This is a genomic window from Pararoseomonas sp. SCSIO 73927, assembly GCF_037040815.1.
In the GTDB taxonomy this organism is placed as follows: Bacteria; Pseudomonadota; Alphaproteobacteria; order Acetobacterales; family Acetobacteraceae; genus Roseomonas.
In genome coordinates this window covers 4,539,152-4,555,438 of sequence record NZ_CP146232.1, presented here as the reverse complement: position 1 = coordinate 4,555,438, position 16,287 = coordinate 4,539,152, and the positions used below count along the sequence as shown (strand labels likewise).

The window sequence follows — 16,287 nt, the reverse complement described above, 5'->3', positions numbered from 1 at the left end:
GCTGGCCGACTAGCCGCCCCGCTCCGCCCGCTTCGCCGCGGCCCAGAGCGCCTCCATCTCCTCCAGGGAAGCGTCGGCCGGTCCGCGCCCCTCCTTCGCCAACCCGGCCTCCACTGCCCCGAAGCGCCGCTCAAATTTCGCGTTCGCGCCGCGCAGGCAGGTCTCGGGGTCCAGGTCCAGCTTCCGCGCCAGATTGGCCAGGACGAAGAGGAGGTCGCCCACCTCATCCGCCAGCCGGGCCGGATCGGCGCCCGGCAGCTCCGCCCGGAGCTCGCCGGCCTCTTCCTCCAGCTTGTCCAGCACCGCCCCGGGCTCGGGCCAGTCAAATCCGACCCGGGCCGCGCGGCGAGTCAGCTTCAGCGCGCGGGTGAGGGAAGGGAGGTTCACCGCCACCCCGGCCAGCGTCCCCGTCTCCGCCCGCGCCGCCCGCTCGGCCGCCTTCTGCACCTCCCAGGCCTCGGTCTGCGCGGCCGCGTCCCGCGCCGCCGCTTCGCCGAACACATGAGGATGGCGCCGTATCATCTTGTCGCTGATCGATTTTGCCACGTCGGCGAAGGCAAAGCGGCCTTCCTCTTCGGCCATCTGCGCATGGTAGACAACCTGGAACAAGAGATCGCCCAACTCGTCTTTCAGCGCCGCCCGGTCACCGCGCCCGATCGCCTCCGCGACCTCGTAGCCTTCCTCCACCGTGTAGGGAGCAATGGACTGGAAGTCCTGCTCTCGGTCCCAGGCGCAGCCATCGGGCGCCCGCAGTCGCGCCATGATGGCGAGAAGGCGGTCGAGTTCCGCCGCCGCACTCACGCCGCCGAACCCGACAGGTGCGTAATGTAGATTATGTAAAAATTAGGAGCCATGTCACGTCACCTCCAGCATCATCCCGTCGTAGCCCGCCTCGACCCCGGCCGGCAGGTTTTGCCGCATCCAGGCCCAGTCCAGGTCCGGCCCCATGTGGGTCAGCACCGTCCGCTCCGCCCCGATCCGGCGCGACCAGGCTACAGCCTTCGCCAGGTCCGCGTGCACGGGATGCGGTGCGCGCTGGAAGCAGCCGATGATCCAGTCCCGCACGCCGGCCAGCGCCTCGAAGCCGGGCTCAGGCATCTCCACCACGTCGGTCGAATAGCCGAACCGGCCGATCCGTAGCCCCAGCGTGTCCATCACCCGGTGGTCCTGCCGGAACAGCCGCACCGGGAAGCCGGCTATCTCGACCGTCCCGCCGGGCCGCACCGGAAACGGCTCCAACGCCGGTCGAAAGAAGCCGGGCGTCACCCCGCGGAAGGCGTAGTCGAACCGCCGCGTCACCTCCCCCAGCGTCTCTTCTGTGGCGTAGAGCGGCAAGGCCCGGCCCATGATCCGGTTTATCATCCGCAGCTCGTCCAGCCCCGTCACGTGGTCCGCGTGCGCATGGGTCAGCAGCACGGCATCCACGCGCCCGACCCCCGCCGCCAGGAGCTGCGCCCTGAGGTCCGGCCCGGCGTCGACGAGAAGTGTCGTACCGTCAGGCGCCTGCACGACGATGCTGGACCGCGTTCTCCGGTTCCGCGGCTCACCCGGGTCGCAGGCCCCCCAGGCCCCGCGATGATCGGCCCCGCCGAGCAGCGGCACGCCGCTGGATCCGCCGCAGCCGAGGATGACAATTTTTAGCAAGAACAGCGCTCTACCGGCACCGGGTGAAGAGGCGTTCGAAGTTCCGCGTCGTGATCTCCACCGCCCGTGCCACCTCCCAGCCCCGCACGGCCGCCAGCACGGCGGCCGTGTGCGTCACCCAGGCAGGCTCGTTCCGCTTCCCGCGCTTGGGAACCGGCGCCAGGTAAGGGCTGTCCGTCTCCACCAGCAGCCGGTCCTCCGGCAGGTCCGCCACGATGGCGCGCAACTCCTCGCTCTTCGGGAAGGTCAGGATGCCGGAGAGCGAGACGTAGCCGCCGTCCGCCACCACCCGCTCTGCGAGCGCCCGGGTGGAAGAGAAGCAGTGCAGCAGCGCCGGGAAGTCCCCGCCGGCCTCCCGCTCCTCGGCCAGGATCGTTGCGATATCGTCATCCGCGTCCCGGGCGTGGATCGCCAGCGGCAGACCCGTCCGCTGGCAGGCCCGGATGTGCCGTCGGAAGCTCTCCCGCTGCACCTCGTGGGGCGAGGTGTCGTAGAAGTAGTCCAGCCCCGACTCCCCGATCCCGATGATCCGGGGATGGTCCGCCAGGGTGACGATCTCGTCCACCGTCGGGATCGGCGCCTCGCCCGCGCTCAGCGGGTGCACCCCGACCGTTCCCCAGACCTGCGGGAAGCGCTCCGTCAGCGCCTTCACCGCCGCCGCCTGCTGCACCTTCGTCCCGATCGTCACCAGCCGCCCCACCCCGGCCTCCACGGCCCGGGCAACGATGCCCTCGATCTCCTCCTCGCCGAAGTAGTCGAGGTGACAGTGACTATCGACAAGCATTCACGCCGTCTCTTCGATCTTGCGGAAGAGCGGCACCGGCGCCGGCAGCTCCGTGCCGTCGGCCAGGGGAGTCGAGAGGTCGGAGAGGGCGCGCGCCCCCTGCCCTACCCCCAGCTGGTCCAGCATCGCGGCCATGGTGCCGGGCATGAAGGGCTGCAGCACCGTGGCCAGGGTACGCAGCGCCGTGTGCAGGCTCCGCAGCACCGCCGCCATCCGCTCCGGGTCGGTCTTGCGCAGGGCCCAGGGCTTCTGCCCGTCGATCCAGGAATTGCCCAGCCGCACGACCGTCCAGATCCGCTCCAGCGCCTCCCCGAAGGCCTGGCGGGAGATCGCCTCGTCCACCACCCCCGGCAGCGCCTCCACGGGGCCGAGCAGGACCCGGTCCGCCTCGGTCGGCTCCGTCAGCGCGGGCAACCGCCCCTCGCAGTTCTTCCCGATCAGCGACAGCACGCGGTTCGCAAGGTTCCCCAGGTCGTTCGCCAGCTCGCTGTTCAGCCGCCCGATCACCGCCCGGCGGGAGAAATCGCCGTCATTCCCGAACGGCACCTCCCGCAGCAGGTAGTAACGCAGCGGGTCCAGACCGAACTCCTCGGCTAGCAGCAGCGGGTCCAGGCCGTTCCCGAGGGACTTGGACATCTTCTGCCCCTCGATCGTCAGCCAGCCATTGGCATAGACGCGCTTCGGCGGCTCCAGCCCGGCGGCCATCAGGAAGGCCGGCCAGTACACGCAGTGGAAGCGCGTGATCTCCTTGCCGACGATGTGGACATCCGCCGGCCAGAAACCCCAGTTCGGGGAGGCGGTATCGGGATACCCCAGGGCGGTGATGTAGTTCGTCAGCGCGTCGAGCCAGACGTACATGACGTGGGCATCATCCCCGGGCACCGGCACGCCCCAGGTAAAGGAGGTGCGGGAGACCGAGAGGTCCTGCAGCCCCGCCTTCACGAAGGAGGTCACCTCCCGCTTCGTGCCCGCCGGCGCCAGGAAGTCGGGGTTGGCCTCGTAGAAGGCCAGCAGCCGTTCCGTCCACTCGGAGAGGCGGAAGAAGTAGGAGGGCTCCCGCGTCCACTCCACGGGCGCGCCGGAGGCGATGGCCACCTTCCTGCCGTCGCGCTCCTCGATCTCGTCCTCGCCGTAGAAGGCCTCGTCGCGCACCGCGTACCAGCCCTCGTAATGGCCGAGGTAGATCTGCCCGGCATCCGCCAGCCTCTTCCACAGCGCCTGGCAGGACCGCCTGTGCCGCTCCTCCGTCGTGCGCATGAAGTCATCGAACGAGATGCCGATCTTCTCCGCCATGCCGCGGAAATCCGCGGCCAGGCTGTCCGTGAACTCCTGCGGGGAGACGCCGGCGACCGCCGCGGCCTGGGCCACCTTCTGCCCGTGCTCGTCCGTGCCGGTCAGGAAGAACACCTCGTGCCCTGCCAGCCGCTTCCACCGCGCCAGCACGTCGGCCGCGATGGAGGTGTAGGCGTGGCCGATATGCGGCTGGCCGTTCAGGTAGTAGATCGGCGTCGTCAGGAAGTACCGCTTCCCGCCACCAGCCCAAGCCTCGCTCATCGTCGGATCCCGCGCCTCGATATCGGCCGGCGCGATCCGGCCCCCGCTAGGCGGAGAGCCGCGAGAGACCGGTCAGCACCGCCTGCCTGCGGTCCAGGTTGAGCGTCTCGGTCTCGTCGGCCAGCCGGCCGAGCATGTCCCACAGCCCCGCCCACTCGGCAAGGCCGCGCCCGGCCAGCCAGGGCGCCGCCCCCTCCCCCCGCGCCGCCCGGCGCAGCGCGCCCGCGATCGCGTCCCGAAGGAGGTTGAAGAAGGTGGTGAAGGCCCCCCCGTCCCGCTTCGAGGTCAGCCGGTCCGCCAGGGCGTGCAGCTCCCGCGCCTCCGGCCTCGGTAGCCGGGCCAGGAACCCCTCCACCTCCCGCGCCATGGCCAGCCCTTCCCCCTCGGCAAGGGACAGCGCCCGGCCCGGGCTCCCGGCCGCCAGCCGCGCCAGGGCAGCGCGGTCATCACCGGACATGTCAGGCAGCCAGCGGGAGAGGACGGTGTCCATCGCCGCATCCGCCAGCGGGAAGAGATCCAGCCGGCGCACCCGGCTTCGTATCGTCGGGAGAAGCCGATCGGGCGCGGAGGCCGTCAGCACCAGCACGGCGCGCGGCGGTGGCTCCTCCAGCGTCTTGAGCAGGGCGTTCTGCGCCTGCTCGTTCATCGCCTCCATGTCCTCCACCACGACCACGCGCCAGCCGCCCTCGGCCGGCGTCATGGCGAGGAAGCGCGTCAGCTCCCGCACCTCCTCCACCCGGATCAGCACCTTCTTCCCCTTCTCCCCCGTGTTCGGGGAGAGGGAGCGCAGGTCGGCATGCGCCCCCGCCGCGACGCGGGCGAAAAGCGGGTCGGCGGGCGGCACGAACAGCGGCCCCCCGGCCGCCTCCGGCATCCCCGCCAGCATCCAGCGGGCGTAGCGCCAGGCAAGGGTCGCCTTCCCCACCCCCTGCGGCCCCGTCAGCATCCAGCCGTGGTGCATCCGGCCGGAGAGGGCGGAATCCCGCAGCGCCAGGGCAGCATGGTCGTGTCCGAAGAGAGCCGGATTCGACCGGGGTTCCGGCGGAAGGCTCATGCCAACCCGCCCAGCCGCGCGCGCACGGTCTCCAGCGCCGCCGCGAGCACCGCTTCCGGCCGCGCGGCCGCGTCCAGCACGGCGCAGCGGCCCGATTCCGCCTCGGCAATCGCCAGGAACCCCGCCCGCACCCGCGCGTGGAACTCCGGGCCCTGCATCTCGTAGCGGTTGGCGTCGCCGCGGCTCAGGGCGCGCCCCATCCCCCGGTCCGGCGGCAGGTCCAGCACGAGGGTCAGCTCCGGCCGCAGCGGCCCAAGCGCGAGGTCGCAGAGCCCCTCCCACACCGCGCGGGAGAGCCCCTGCCCCGCCCCCTGATAGGCCAGCGTGCTGTCGGCGAAGCGATCGCAGACCACCCAGATTCCCGCTTCCAGCGCCGGCGCGATCGTCCGGGCCACGTGCTCCCGCCGCGCCGCGAAGTGCAGCATGGCCTCCGCCACGGGATCCCAGGGCCCCTGCCCGAGGATCAGGCCCCGCACCGCCTCCGCGCCCGGCGCGCCGCCGGGCTCGCGGGTCCGCAGCACGGGCAGCCCGGCCCCGGCCAGCGCGGCGGCGAGGGCGCGGGAGAGCGTGGTCTTCCCCGCCCCTTCCCCGCCCTCCAGCGTGATGAACCGGCCCGGTCCAGCAGGCGCCTCAGGCGTCGAAGATCCGGGCGCCTCAGGCGCCACTGATCATCCGCCCGAGCACCGCCGGGATGCGGGGGATCAGTCCCAGCTTCGCCACGTCCGCCCCGGCCAGCAGCGGCACCGTCATCGGCGGCACGCCCGCGCCGGAGACCTCGAGCCTGCCCAGCTCCTGCCCCTTCGCCACGGGCGCGGGCACGGGGCTGTCGTAGCGCACCTTCACCTGCAGGTTGCGCCGCCACTGGCGCGGCAGGGTCAGCAGCACGTCGCGCCCGCCCACCAACGGCACCTTCAGCTGCTCCCCGAGATAGACCGGCGCCTCCTCGATCGTGTCGGAGGCGCGGAAGAGGGAGACGTTCTCGAACTCGCGGAATCCCCACTCCATCAGCCGCTCCGACTCCTCGCGGCGGGCGGACATGCTGGGCAGCCCGTTGATGACGAGGATCAGCCGCCGGTCGCCCCGCTTCACGGTGCCCACCAGCCCGTAGCCCGCCTCCTCCGTGTGCCCGGTCTTCATGCCGTCCGCCCCGGCCACGCGACCGAGGAGCGGGTTCCGGTTCTCCTGGTTGATCTCGTTCCACTTGAAGGAGCGCTGGCTGTAGATCGGGAAGTACTCCGGAAAGTCCTTCACGATGTGCGCCGTCAGCGAGGCCAGGTCGCGGCAGGTCATCTTGTGCTCGGCGTCCGGCCAGCCCGTGGAATTCCGGAAGTTGCTGCCGTTCAGCCCCAGCCGCTTCCCGTAGTCGTTCATCAGCTCCGCGAACTGCGTCTCGCTGCCGGAAATCCCCTCCGCCAGCACCACGCAGGCGTCGTTGCCGGACTGCACGATCACCCCGTGGAGGAGGTCATCCACCTTCACCGAGGAGTTGATCTGCACGAACATCTTGCTGCCGCCCATGCGCCAGGCGCGCTCGGACACCGGCAGCTCCTGGTCCATCCGCAGCCGCCCCTGCTTCAGCAGGTCGAAGACGACATAGGCCGTCATCAGCTTCGACATGGAGGAGGGCGTCATCCGCTCCTCCGCGGCCTTCTCCAGCAGCGTCGCGCCGGTGTCGGCGTCGATGATCAGCACCTGCCGCCCCAGCGTGTCCACCGGCCCCAGCGGGGTGGTGGCGGGCGTCCCGGCCGGCGCCGCCGGCGCGCGGGATCCCCGGGCGGGCGCGTTGCGCGCCTGCGCTAGCGCCTCGTTCCCCACAAGACCGAGCAGCGCCGCCGCCCCGATCACGTTCCGACGCTTCGGCATCCCCATGCCCCCCGTTCCCCGCGCCGCGCCCGAACCGGCGCGCCGCCCCCTGCTAGACCGCGATTTCCTAAAGGAAAAGCGGCCGGTCCTCATCCATTTTGTGAAGGACGCCCGAAAGACGCCCTGAACGGCCCCCCGAACCCGCTCAGTCCACCACGATCCGCGCCTCGGTCACGCCGCCCCGCAGCGCGTTTTGCAGGGCACGGTCGGCCTCGGCGGGGGTGGAGAACGGGCCCAGACGCACCCGCCACTCCTGCTGCCGCGCGGTGCCGAAAGCCTCCACCCGCGCGCCGCCCATCCGCGCCGCCTGACGCCCCGCGGCGGCCTGGCTCGTGAAGCTGCTGCCCTGCACGAAGAGAAGGCCCGGCGAGGCCGGCCCCTGCGCCACGCGCCCGTCCAGCACCACCGGGCCCGCCGCGCGCTCCGCACCGACGGCGGCCTGTACCAGTGGCCCGCGCCCTTCCCGCACCCGGTCTGCCTGGCGCGCGCCCGCGATCGGGGCCAGGGCCTCACGCTCCACTGCCGCGGTCGGCGCCGCCGCGATGGCCGGGCGGCTCCCCTCCGGCGCCGGCAGGCCGGAGGACAGCGCGCGGGACAGGTTCCCGTCCACCGCCAGCCGCACCTGCGCCGGCCGGCCGGGGGCGATCCCCAGCAGTTCCGCCGCGCGACGGGAGAGTTCCACCACACGGCCCGGATCGGCGGGACCCCGGTCGTTCACCCGCACGGCGAGGCTGCGTCCGTTCTCCAGGTTCGTCACGGTGACGATCGCGGGCAGCTGCAGGGTCCGGTGGGCGGCGCTCAGCGCCGCCGGGTCGTACACCTCGCCATCCGCCGTTCGCCGACCGGCCCGCGCATCCCCGGCGACGCTTGCCAGGCCAGTCTCGACGAGCCCGAAATCCTCGCGCGGGTAGAACCACAGGTCTCCGAGCCGGTAGGGCTCGCCCACGGTGTAGCGCGCCTCCGGCACCGGGGGCGGCGGCTCCTCCGCCTTCCAGCACCCGGTGAGAAGGAGCGGGGCGAGGAGAAGCGGCGCGAGGAGGAGGCCGGGGCGGGTCACGCCACCCGGTCGGAAAGCATGCCCACCGCCGTGGCGTAGTAGACGCTGTTGTTGTAGCGCCGGATCACGCTCCAGTTCCGGTACACGAGGAAGGCCTGCTGGCTGCCGTTGTTGGCGCCCGGCACCACCACGGCACCCGACATGTCGCTCGGCGGGATGGGGGAGCCGTCGGCGTAGGTCAGCCCCTGCCTCGCCCAGTCGCGCAGCGGCAGGGAGCGGTCCGCGGAGGCGGAGTAGGGATCGAAGCCGCCGGGCAGCGTCACCTCCCGCCCCCAGCGCTCCTCCGGCCGCCAGCCGTGGCGGGCGAGGTAGTTGCCGATGGAGCCGAGCGCATCCGCCCGGCTGTTCCAGATGTCCCGCCGCCCGTCGCCGTCCGCGTCCACCGCGTACTGCTCGTAGCTCTGCGGCATGAACTGGGGGTGCCCCATGGCGCCGGACCAGGAGCCGCGCATCCCCTCCGGCGCGATATTCCCGGCATCGACGATGCGCAGCGCCGCCATCAGCTGCGGCCGCATGGTCCGCTCCCGCCGCCCCTCCCAGACAAGGGTGGCGAGGGCGTTCACCACGTTGAAGCTGCCCATGTTGGAGCCGTAGCTCGTCTCCATCCCCCAGATGGCGACCATCACCCGCGCGGGCACGCGGAACCGGTCCTCGAGGGACTGGAGCAGGGCGCGGTTCTCCGCGAAGGCGCGGCGCCCGTTGTCGATCCGCGTCTGGGAGACGATCAGCTCCCGGTAGCGGTCCCAGGTCATCGTGCCCTCGGGCTGGCGCCGGTCCAGCTCAATTACCCGGTCCAGCGGACGGATGTTGCCGAGGGCGCGCTGGATCGTGCCGCCGGAGATCCCGGCCCGCCGCGCATCGGCGCGCAACCCGTCGAGGAAGACATCCCACTCCATCTGCTGCGCCCGGGCCGGTGCGGCGAGGGCGAGAAGGGGAAGGGCGAGGACGGACCGGCGGCCGGGGCGGATCATGGCGGGACAGGTGCCACTTCCGGCGCCCCGGGGCAACGTGCGGCGCCGCCCCTGGCGCCCTTCCGCCGTTCAAGCCTTGTTCAGCCGGCCGCAATGCCGGTCGGATGACTCAGGACGGGCGGCTCAGAACCGGACCGAGGCGCTGACGGAGCCGAAGCTCTGCACGCCGCGCTGGCCGTAGAACTCCTCGCTGCGCACCACCTGTGTGTAGGCGAGGCGCACCCCGCGCCACATCACCGCGACCCCGGCCTGGATATCGCCGACGAAGGCGCGCCGGTCCACGCTGGGGCTGTCGCGCCAGGTGTTGCCGTCCAGGAAGATGTCGCGGGCGACCGCGCGCCCCTCAAGCCCCACGAAGGCGTACCAGCCGAACTCCTGGCGCGGCTGGTAGGCGCCCGAGCCCGCCAGCGCCGGGCGGATGCGCACCGGGCCCCAATCCGCGTCCAGCCCATCCCCGATCCGGAACAGCGCCCCCGCGGCGGCGTAGGTGGCGACGTTCCCGGCGGCGGCCGTGACAGCCGGGATGGCCTCCGCCTCGATCCCGCCGATCTGCCCCAGCGGCACCCGCCAGCGCCGCTCCAGCAGCAGCGTGGCCGCGAACTCGTCCTTCAGCTGGTACTCCCAGCCCTCCGCCCGGGCGACGCCGATCAGGTCGTGGTAGTTGTTCTGCACGAAGCGCCCGAGCGCCGAGGGGCCGACCACGCCGAGCTGCAGCTCGGCCAGGGTCTGGGTCCTCGCGGCGGTGTGCGCCACCGTGGCGGCGCCGTAGAGATAGCCCGCATAGGGCCTGTCCCGCGGGTCCGGGACGCGCCGCTGCGTCTCCTCCGGCGTGTAGATGTTCTGGCCGAGCGAGAGGCCCCAGCGCACCTGCCCCGGCCCGAGCAGCCGGTCCAGCTCCTGGTCCATCGAGGAGAACGGCCCGGGAAGCCCCACCGAGGGCGAGCGCCAGGAGAGCAGGAAGCCGTTCGTGTAGTAGCGGTCCGATCCACCGCCGAAGAAGTCGTTCTCGAAGGTGAGGCTCAGCGTCCCGGCAGGATCCGGCGGCGGCGGTGCGGGCTGGGCCGCGGCGGGCGCGATCGTGAGCGCGGTGAGAAGAAGGCAGGCGAGGTGACGCATCAAGGTTTCCATCGGGGCGCGGGCGGTGTAACCCGGCCGGACCCCGGCCCCTCATCACGTCTCCTCAAGGCCGGTCCTTGAGGCCGACCCAGCCGGACAGGTGGCAGAGCGGTCGATTGCTCCGGTCTTGAAAACCGGCGTGGGGGCAACCCCACCGTGGGTTCGAATCCCACCCTGTCCGCCATCCCTGCCCCGTCTCCCCGGCAGCCGCGCGCGGCGCGGCGCGTTTCTCGGGGATGCCGCACGCCGTTCCCCAGGCCAAATCCGCCCCTGTCCCCCACGCGCACCGCCCGGACAAGGCGCCCTTCGACTTCGACGAGGCCTTCCGCCGCCTGCGGACGATGCTCGCGGACCACCCGAAGGCCGCGATGTTCGACCTGCGGGACCGCGGCCACGGTTCTCCGTTCGAACAGCTCGTCTCCAGCCTCATCTCCGCCCGCACCCGGGACGAGACGACGATGCAGGTCTGCCTCCGCCTCTTCGAGGTGGCCCGCACGCCCGCGGAAATGGTCGCGCTGGACGAGGAGACCCTCATCCGCCTTCTCCACGGCGCCACCTTCCCCGAGCCCAAGGCGCGCGACATCCTCGCCCTGTCCCGCCGCATCCTGGAGGAGCACGGCGGCACCGTGCCGGACACGATGGAGGGCCTGACCGCCTTCCGGGGCGTCGGCCCCAAGATCGCCGCCCTCACCCTCGGCGTCGCCTTCGACCACCCGGTGATCGCGGTGGACATCCACGTCCACCGGATCGCCAACCGCTGGGGCATCATCGCCACCACCACGCCGGAGCGCAGCATGGCGGCGCTGGAGAAGGTCCTTCCCCGCCCCTACTGGATCGAGATCAACGAGCGGCTGGTCCCCTTCGGCAAGTTCGTCTGCACGGGGGAGCGCCCGCACTGCTCCACCTGCCTCCTGCTGGAGATGTGCCGCCAGGTCGGCGTCACGACCGCTCGATGAACGGCCCGATGATCCGCCCGATGATCCGCCCGATGGTCTGGCCGATGGTCTGGCCGATGATCTGCGCCGGCGCTGGCCGGGAACCTTGCCCCCGCGCTAGGATCGGGTCGTGAACGCGCTCACCCCGCCCCGCGCCCGGCTGGCGATCGAGGTCGTCTTCGACCTCGTCTGCCCCTGGTGCTTCCTCGGCACCCGCCGCCTGCGCCGCGCCCTGCGCGCCCGGCCGGAACTGGCGGTGGAGCTGGTGTGGCGCCCCTTCCTCCTCAACCCGGAGCAGCCCGCCGGACGAGACCCCTTCGCCCGGCGCCCCGGCGGCGCGGACCGCACGCGCCGCCTGCACGCGACCCTGACGGAGATGGGCCGGGCGGAGGGGGTGCCGTTCCGCTTCGACCTGATCCACCGCACCCCGCCCTCCCTGGACGCGCACCGGCTGGTGCGGCTGGCGGCACGGCGCGGCGCGGCGGAGGAGGTGGTGGACCGCCTCTTCCTCGCCCACTTCGCCGAGGAGGCCGACATCGCGGATCACGCGACGCTGGCCGGGATCGCGGCCCTGGCCGGGCTGGATCGCGCGGGCACCCGCCGCTTCCTCTCCGGGGACGCCGAGGTGGAGGCCGTGGGGGCCGAGAACCTGCGGGCCCACCGGCTGGGGATCAACGGCGTTCCCTGCTTCGTCATCGCCGGCCGCCACGCCATCGCCGGCGCGCAGGAGCCGGAGGTGCTGCAGCGGCTGCTGGACGTCGCCCTGGTGGAGGCGGCGTGAGGCGCCGCGACGCCCTGCTGCTCCCGCCCGCCCTCGCCGCCGCGGCAGCCTCGGCCCAGGACGGCGCGGCCGGCGGTGCGGTGGACCTCCTCCTCGTCCTGGCCGTCGACGCGTCCGGCAGCATCGACGCGGACGAGTTCCGGCTCCAGCGGGAGGGCTGCGCCGAGGCCCTCACCCACCCCGCCGTGCTCTCCGCGATCGGTTCCGGCCCCCGCGCGGCCATTGGCGTGGCGATGGTGGAATGGGGTGCCCCGGGCGGGGCCGCTACCGTCGTGGGCTGGCACAGGGTGGCGGGAAGCGGCGACGCGGGCGTCCTCGCCCGGGCAGTGGTCGATGCGCCCCGCTCGCGCCAGTCCTGGAACGCCATCGGCGACGCGCTGGACCACGCCGCGGCTCTCATCGCCGCCGCGCCCTGGGCGGCGCGGGAGAGGGTGATCGACCTCTCCGGCGATGCCCCGGACATGAGGAGCATCAACCCCGTGGAGATCGCCCGGGGGGCGGCCGCCGCGCAGGGCATCATCGTGAACGCCCTGGCGATCGAGGGCGGCCGGCCCGGGCTGACGCGGACCTATGAGGAGACGGTGATCGCGGGCGACGGCGCCTTCGTCATGACGGCCGACAGCCGCGCCGATTTCGCCCGCGCCCTGCGCGCGAAGCTGATCCGCGAGATCGCCTGAGGCCGGGCGGCCCCGGGATTAGGCCGCCCTCGCCTCCCCCGCCACGCGCAGCAGCGCCTGCAGGATCTCCCGCGCCACCTTCACGCGCTGGGGCAGCGCCATCTCGCGCACCACGGCCAGCTTGTGGTCGGGACGCAGCTTCACCGCGCCCTTCTGCGACACCACCCAGTTCGCGAGCCCGCCCGGGTTCACGAACTGGTTGCGCCGGAAGGAGAGGACGATCCCCTTCGGCCCGGCATCCAGCTTCTCCACCCCGGACTCGCGGCACATGCGCTTGATGGAGACGACCTGGAGCAGGTTCTCCACCTCCTCCGGCACGGGGCCGAAGCGGTCGGCCATCTCGGCGGCCATCGCCTCGATCTCCGCCTCGTTCGCCAGCCCGCTGATGCGGCGGTACAGGCCCAGCCGAACCGGCAGGTCGCGCACGTAGTCCTCCGGGATGAGCACGGGCAGGCCGAGGTTGATGTTCGGCGTCCACTCCCGGTCCGGCGCCTCGCCCTTCGCCCCTTTGCCGCGCTGGCGGTTGCGGATGTCCTGCACCGCGTCCTCCAGCATCTGCTGGTAGAGCTCGATGCCGACCTCCCGCACATGGCCGGACTGCTCGTCGCCCAACAGGTTGCCGGCGCCGCGGATATCCAGGTCGTGGGAGGCGAGGGTGAAGCCGGCGCCGAGGTTGTCGAGAGTCTGCATCACCTCCAGCCGCTTCTGCGCGGCTGCCGAGAGGCGGTGCGACTGCGGCCAGGTGAAATAGGCGTAGCCGCGCAGCTTCCCGCGCCCGACGCGCCCGCGCAGCTGGTACAGCCCGGCAAGTCCGAACATGTCGGCGCGGTGGATCAGCAGCGTGTTCACCGCCGGCATGTCCAGCCCGCTCTCCACGATATTGGTGGAGAGGAGGATGTCGTACTTGCCGTCGCCGAACTCGGTCATGACCTTCTCGAGCTCGGTCGCGGACAGGCGGCCATGCGCCTGGGCCACCCGGATATCCGGCACGATCTCGGCGAGTCGGGTGGCGACCTTCGGCAAGTCCTCCAGGCGGGGAACCACGCAGAAAACCTGCCCGCCGCGGAACCGCTCGCGCTGGATCGCCTCCCGGATCACCACGGAATCCCAGGGCATGATGAAGGTCCGCACCGCCAGCCGGTCGACCGGCGGCGTCGCGATCACGCTCATCTCCCGCACGCCGGAAAGGGCGAGCTGGAGCGTGCGCGGGATGGGGGTGGCCGTCAGCGTCAGCACGTGCACGTCGGCCTTCAGCGACTTTAGCCGCTCCTTGTGGGCCACGCCGAAGTGCTGCTCCTCGTCCACGATCACCAAGCCGAGGTCGGCGAACTCCACGCCCTTGGCCAGGATCGCATGGGTGCCGACGACGATGTTGATCGTGCCGTCCTTCAGCCCCGCCTTCACCGCCGCCTGCTCTTTCGACGGCACCATGCGGGAGAGCTGGGCCACCTTCACCGGCAGCCCCTCGAAGCGGCGGGAGAAGTTGCGGAAGTGCTGGCGGGAGAGGAGGGTGGTGGGCACCACCACCGCCACCTGCGCGCCGGTCATCGCCACCACGAAGGCCGCGCGCAGCGCCACCTCGGTCTTGCCGAAGCCGACGTCGCCGCAGATCAGCCGGTCCATCGGCTTGCCGGCCGAAAGGTCCTCCAGCACATCGGAGATGGCGCGCAGCTGGTCGTCCGTCTCGGCGAAGGGGAAGCGGGCGCAGAACTCGTCCCAGGCACCCTCCGGCGGGGTGGCCATCACGCCCTCTCGCGTCTGGCGCTCGGCGGCCGTGCGGATCAGCTGCGCGGCCATGTCCTGGATGCGCGACTTCGCCTTGGCCTTCCGGTTCTGCCAGGAGACGCCGCCGAGCTTGTCCAGCGCGACCCCCGCGGCATCGCTGCCGAAGCGGGTCAGGACCTCGATGTTCTCGACGGGCAGGAAGAGCTTGTCCCCGCCGTCGTAGATCAGCCGCAGGCAGTCATGCGGCGCGCCGCCGGCGTCCAGTGTCTGCAGCCCGTCGTAGCGGCCGATGCCGTGGTCGATGTGGACGACGAGGTCGCCCTCCTCGATCTCCGTCGCGTCCGCGATGAACTGATCCGCGCGCTTGCGGCGGCGCGGCGGGCGGGCGATGCGGTCGCCCAGCAGGTCCTGCTCGCCCGTAACGGAGATGCCCGGCTCGCCATCTGCCCCCGGGGCGCCGATGAAGCCTCGCTCCAGCCCCCATACCGCCAGCCCGGTGACGCCGGGCGGCAGCTTCTGCACCTCCGGCCAGTGCTCCACGAGCTGGCTGGGGATCTTGTGCTCGCGCAGCAGGTTGCCCAGCCGCTCGCGCGATCCGCGGGTCCAGCCTGCCAGCACGACGCGGCGCCCCTGCCCGGCCATGGCACGGGCGTGCTCCTGGAAGGCCTCGAAGACGTTGCCGCCGGCCTGCCGCACCTCCGTGAACAGGCGGCCCTGGCGTCCCCCGGCCTCCACCCCCTCCCCGCCCTCCGGCTTTCCGAAGGGGTTGAAGCGCAACACCGGACCGCCGGAGAGCATCCGGTCCCAGCCCTTGCGGTCCAGGTAGAGGCGGCGTGGCGGTGCGGGGCGGTACGGAGCCTCGCCCTCGCGCGGCGGCTGGCGGCGGGCCTCGTAGTGGTCCTCGATCGTCTCCAGCCGCGCGTCCAGCGCATCCTCGGCCTGGTGGTCCAGGCTGGTGGAGGCCGGGCCGAGATAGTCGATCAGCGTCTCCATGCTCTCATGGAACAGCCCGGCCCAGTGCTCCATGCCGGGGTGCCGCTGGCCGGCCGAGACGCTGACGTAGAGCGGGTCATCCCCCGCCGCCGGGCCGAAGAGGTCCCGGTACTCCGTGCGGAACCGCGTGATCGAGTCCGGGTCGAGGAAGACCTCGCCCATCGGCCGGAGCCACAGCTCCCCGATCGCCTCGCCGGACCGCTGCGTGCCCGGGTCGAAGCGGCGCAGGCTCTCCACCTCGTCGCCGAACAGGTCCAGCCGCACCGGGTCCGGCTCCCCGGCCGGGTAGAGGTCGACGATGCCGCCGCGCACCGCGTACTCGCCCGGCTCCATCACGGTGCCGGCGCGCCCGTACCCGTTCGCCTCGAGGAAGGCGGTCAGCTTCTCCGGGTCGCAGCGCCCGCCCTTGGCGATCCGCATCGTCGCGCCCTGGAACACGGCGCGCGGCGGCACCTTCTGCACGAGGGCGTTCACCGTGGTCAGCAGAATGCGCGGCCGGGTCGGGGCCTCCATCAACCGGGTCAGGGTCGCCACCCGCTCCGCCGTGATCTCCGGATTGGGGGAGACGCGGTCATAGGGAAGGCTGTCCCAGGCCGGGAAGGTCAGGACCTCGACATCCGGGGCCAGGAAGGCCAGGGCCTCCGCCATGCGCTGCATCCGGGCATCGTCCCGGCACACGTGCAGGACCCCCCCTGGCTCCTCAGCCCGGCGCCGGGCGACGAGAAGCCCGTCATAGCCCTCCGGGGCGCCGTAAACCTCCAGACCCGCCATTCAGAGATCCTGTGCTCCCTGGCCGCGCATGCCCTCGGGAAGCCCTGCCCCGGGGGCGGCGCTGGCCTCCATCAGCCGGCGCATCATCGGCGACTGCATCTCGGCCGGGACGGGCCGGCGGCCGGTGAGCCAGTCCGTGAGGTCCGCATCCTGCAATTCCAGCAGCTCCTCCACCTCGTCCAGCTCCTGATCGGAGAAGGACTCGATCCGGTCGCCGACGAAGCCGCCGATCAGCAGGTCGGTCTCCTTCGTCCCGCGGTGGCGGGCCCGGAAGAGCAAACGCCGGCGGCGCGGGGAGAGTTCGTCCTGTGCGTCATCCATGTCAGGGCCCCGTTCGGCATTCGTTCGTGGCGTGCCATATA

General features: G+C 72.1%; 15 protein-coding genes and 1 tRNA gene. 4 read left to right on the top strand and 12 right to left on the bottom strand.

Annotation, left to right across the window (positions count from 1 at the left end; translation table 11 throughout):
* Positions 1-9: 9 nt before the first annotated feature.
* From mazG to VQH23_RS21535, 10 genes are all read right to left on the bottom strand, one after another.
* On the bottom strand, positions 10-801 hold the full coding sequence (mazG, locus tag VQH23_RS21580) for a nucleoside triphosphate pyrophosphohydrolase (protein ID WP_338662728.1): 792 nt from the start codon (positions 799-801) through the stop codon (positions 10-12).
* Between the two features lie 54 nt (positions 802-855).
* Positions 856-1,644 (bottom strand): MBL fold metallo-hydrolase, encoded by a 789-nt coding sequence (locus tag VQH23_RS21575; RefSeq protein ID WP_338662727.1) that lies wholly within the window; start codon positions 1,642-1,644, stop codon positions 856-858.
* A gap of 10 nt (positions 1,645-1,654) precedes the next feature.
* Complete coding sequence (locus tag VQH23_RS21570; protein WP_338662726.1) at positions 1,655-2,428, bottom strand: TatD family hydrolase; 774 nt, start codon at positions 2,426-2,428, stop codon at positions 1,655-1,657.
* Entirely contained in the window at positions 2,429-3,982 is a 1,554-nt protein-coding gene (gene metG, locus VQH23_RS21565) for a methionine--tRNA ligase (protein ID WP_338662725.1), read from the bottom strand.
* Between the two features lie 46 nt (positions 3,983-4,028).
* Positions 4,029-5,036 (bottom strand): DNA polymerase III subunit delta', encoded by a 1,008-nt coding sequence (locus VQH23_RS21560; protein WP_338662724.1) that lies wholly within the window; start codon positions 5,034-5,036, stop codon positions 4,029-4,031.
* A complete protein-coding gene (tmk, locus tag VQH23_RS21555; protein WP_338662723.1) occupies positions 5,033-5,701 on the bottom strand; it encodes a dTMP kinase in 669 nt (222 codons plus the stop codon). Before tmk ends, VQH23_RS21560 begins: the two co-directional genes overlap by 4 nt.
* Positions 5,691-6,899: a D-alanyl-D-alanine carboxypeptidase family protein gene (locus VQH23_RS21550; protein ID WP_338662722.1), complete on the bottom strand. Its 1,209-nt coding sequence runs from the start codon at positions 6,897-6,899 to the stop codon at positions 5,691-5,693. Before VQH23_RS21550 ends, tmk begins: the two co-directional genes overlap by 11 nt.
* Positions 6,900-7,044: 145 nt before the next feature.
* Complete coding sequence (locus VQH23_RS21545) at positions 7,045-7,956, bottom strand: septal ring lytic transglycosylase RlpA family protein (protein WP_338662721.1); 912 nt, start codon at positions 7,954-7,956, stop codon at positions 7,045-7,047.
* Positions 7,953-8,927, bottom strand: coding sequence for a lytic murein transglycosylase (locus VQH23_RS21540; protein ID WP_338662720.1), 975 nt, complete (start codon positions 8,925-8,927; stop codon positions 7,953-7,955). Before VQH23_RS21540 ends, VQH23_RS21545 begins: the two co-directional genes overlap by 4 nt.
* 123 nt (positions 8,928-9,050) lie before the next feature.
* On the bottom strand, positions 9,051-10,043 hold the full coding sequence (locus VQH23_RS21535) for a lipid A deacylase LpxR family protein (protein ID WP_338662719.1): 993 nt from the start codon (positions 10,041-10,043) through the stop codon (positions 9,051-9,053).
* Positions 10,044-10,137: 94 nt separating this feature from the next.
* Between VQH23_RS21535 and VQH23_RS21530 the strand changes: the two genes are divergently transcribed.
* The 4 genes from VQH23_RS21530 (at position 10,138) to VQH23_RS21515 (ending at position 12,436) form a co-directional block, all read left to right on the top strand.
* Positions 10,138-10,227 (top strand) — tRNA-Ser (locus VQH23_RS21530).
* Positions 10,228-10,279: 52 nt separating this feature from the next.
* The gene (nth, locus tag VQH23_RS21525) at positions 10,280-10,999 is read left to right on the top strand and encodes an endonuclease III (protein WP_338662718.1); all 720 of its coding nucleotides are present in this window, start codon (positions 10,280-10,282) and stop codon (positions 10,997-10,999) included.
* A 109-nt stretch (positions 11,000-11,108) separates the two neighbouring features.
* The gene (locus tag VQH23_RS21520) at positions 11,109-11,759 is read left to right on the top strand and encodes a DsbA family oxidoreductase (RefSeq protein ID WP_338662717.1); all 651 of its coding nucleotides are present in this window, start codon (positions 11,109-11,111) and stop codon (positions 11,757-11,759) included.
* Positions 11,756-12,436, top strand: coding sequence for a DUF1194 domain-containing protein (locus VQH23_RS21515; protein ID WP_338662716.1), 681 nt, complete (start codon positions 11,756-11,758; stop codon positions 12,434-12,436). Before VQH23_RS21520 ends, VQH23_RS21515 begins: the two co-directional genes overlap by 4 nt.
* Positions 12,437-12,454: 18 nt before the next feature.
* Here the strand turns inward: VQH23_RS21515 and mfd are convergent, their stop codons facing one another.
* Together mfd and VQH23_RS21505 are read right to left on the bottom strand one after the other, a co-directional pair.
* Positions 12,455-15,925, bottom strand: coding sequence for a transcription-repair coupling factor (gene mfd, locus VQH23_RS21510; protein WP_338662715.1), 3,471 nt, complete (start codon positions 15,923-15,925; stop codon positions 12,455-12,457).
* Positions 15,926-16,246, bottom strand: a complete 321-nt coding sequence (locus tag VQH23_RS21505; RefSeq protein WP_338662714.1) for a succinate dehydrogenase assembly factor 2 — start codon at positions 16,244-16,246, stop codon at positions 15,926-15,928.
* Positions 16,247-16,287 lie beyond the last annotated feature (41 nt).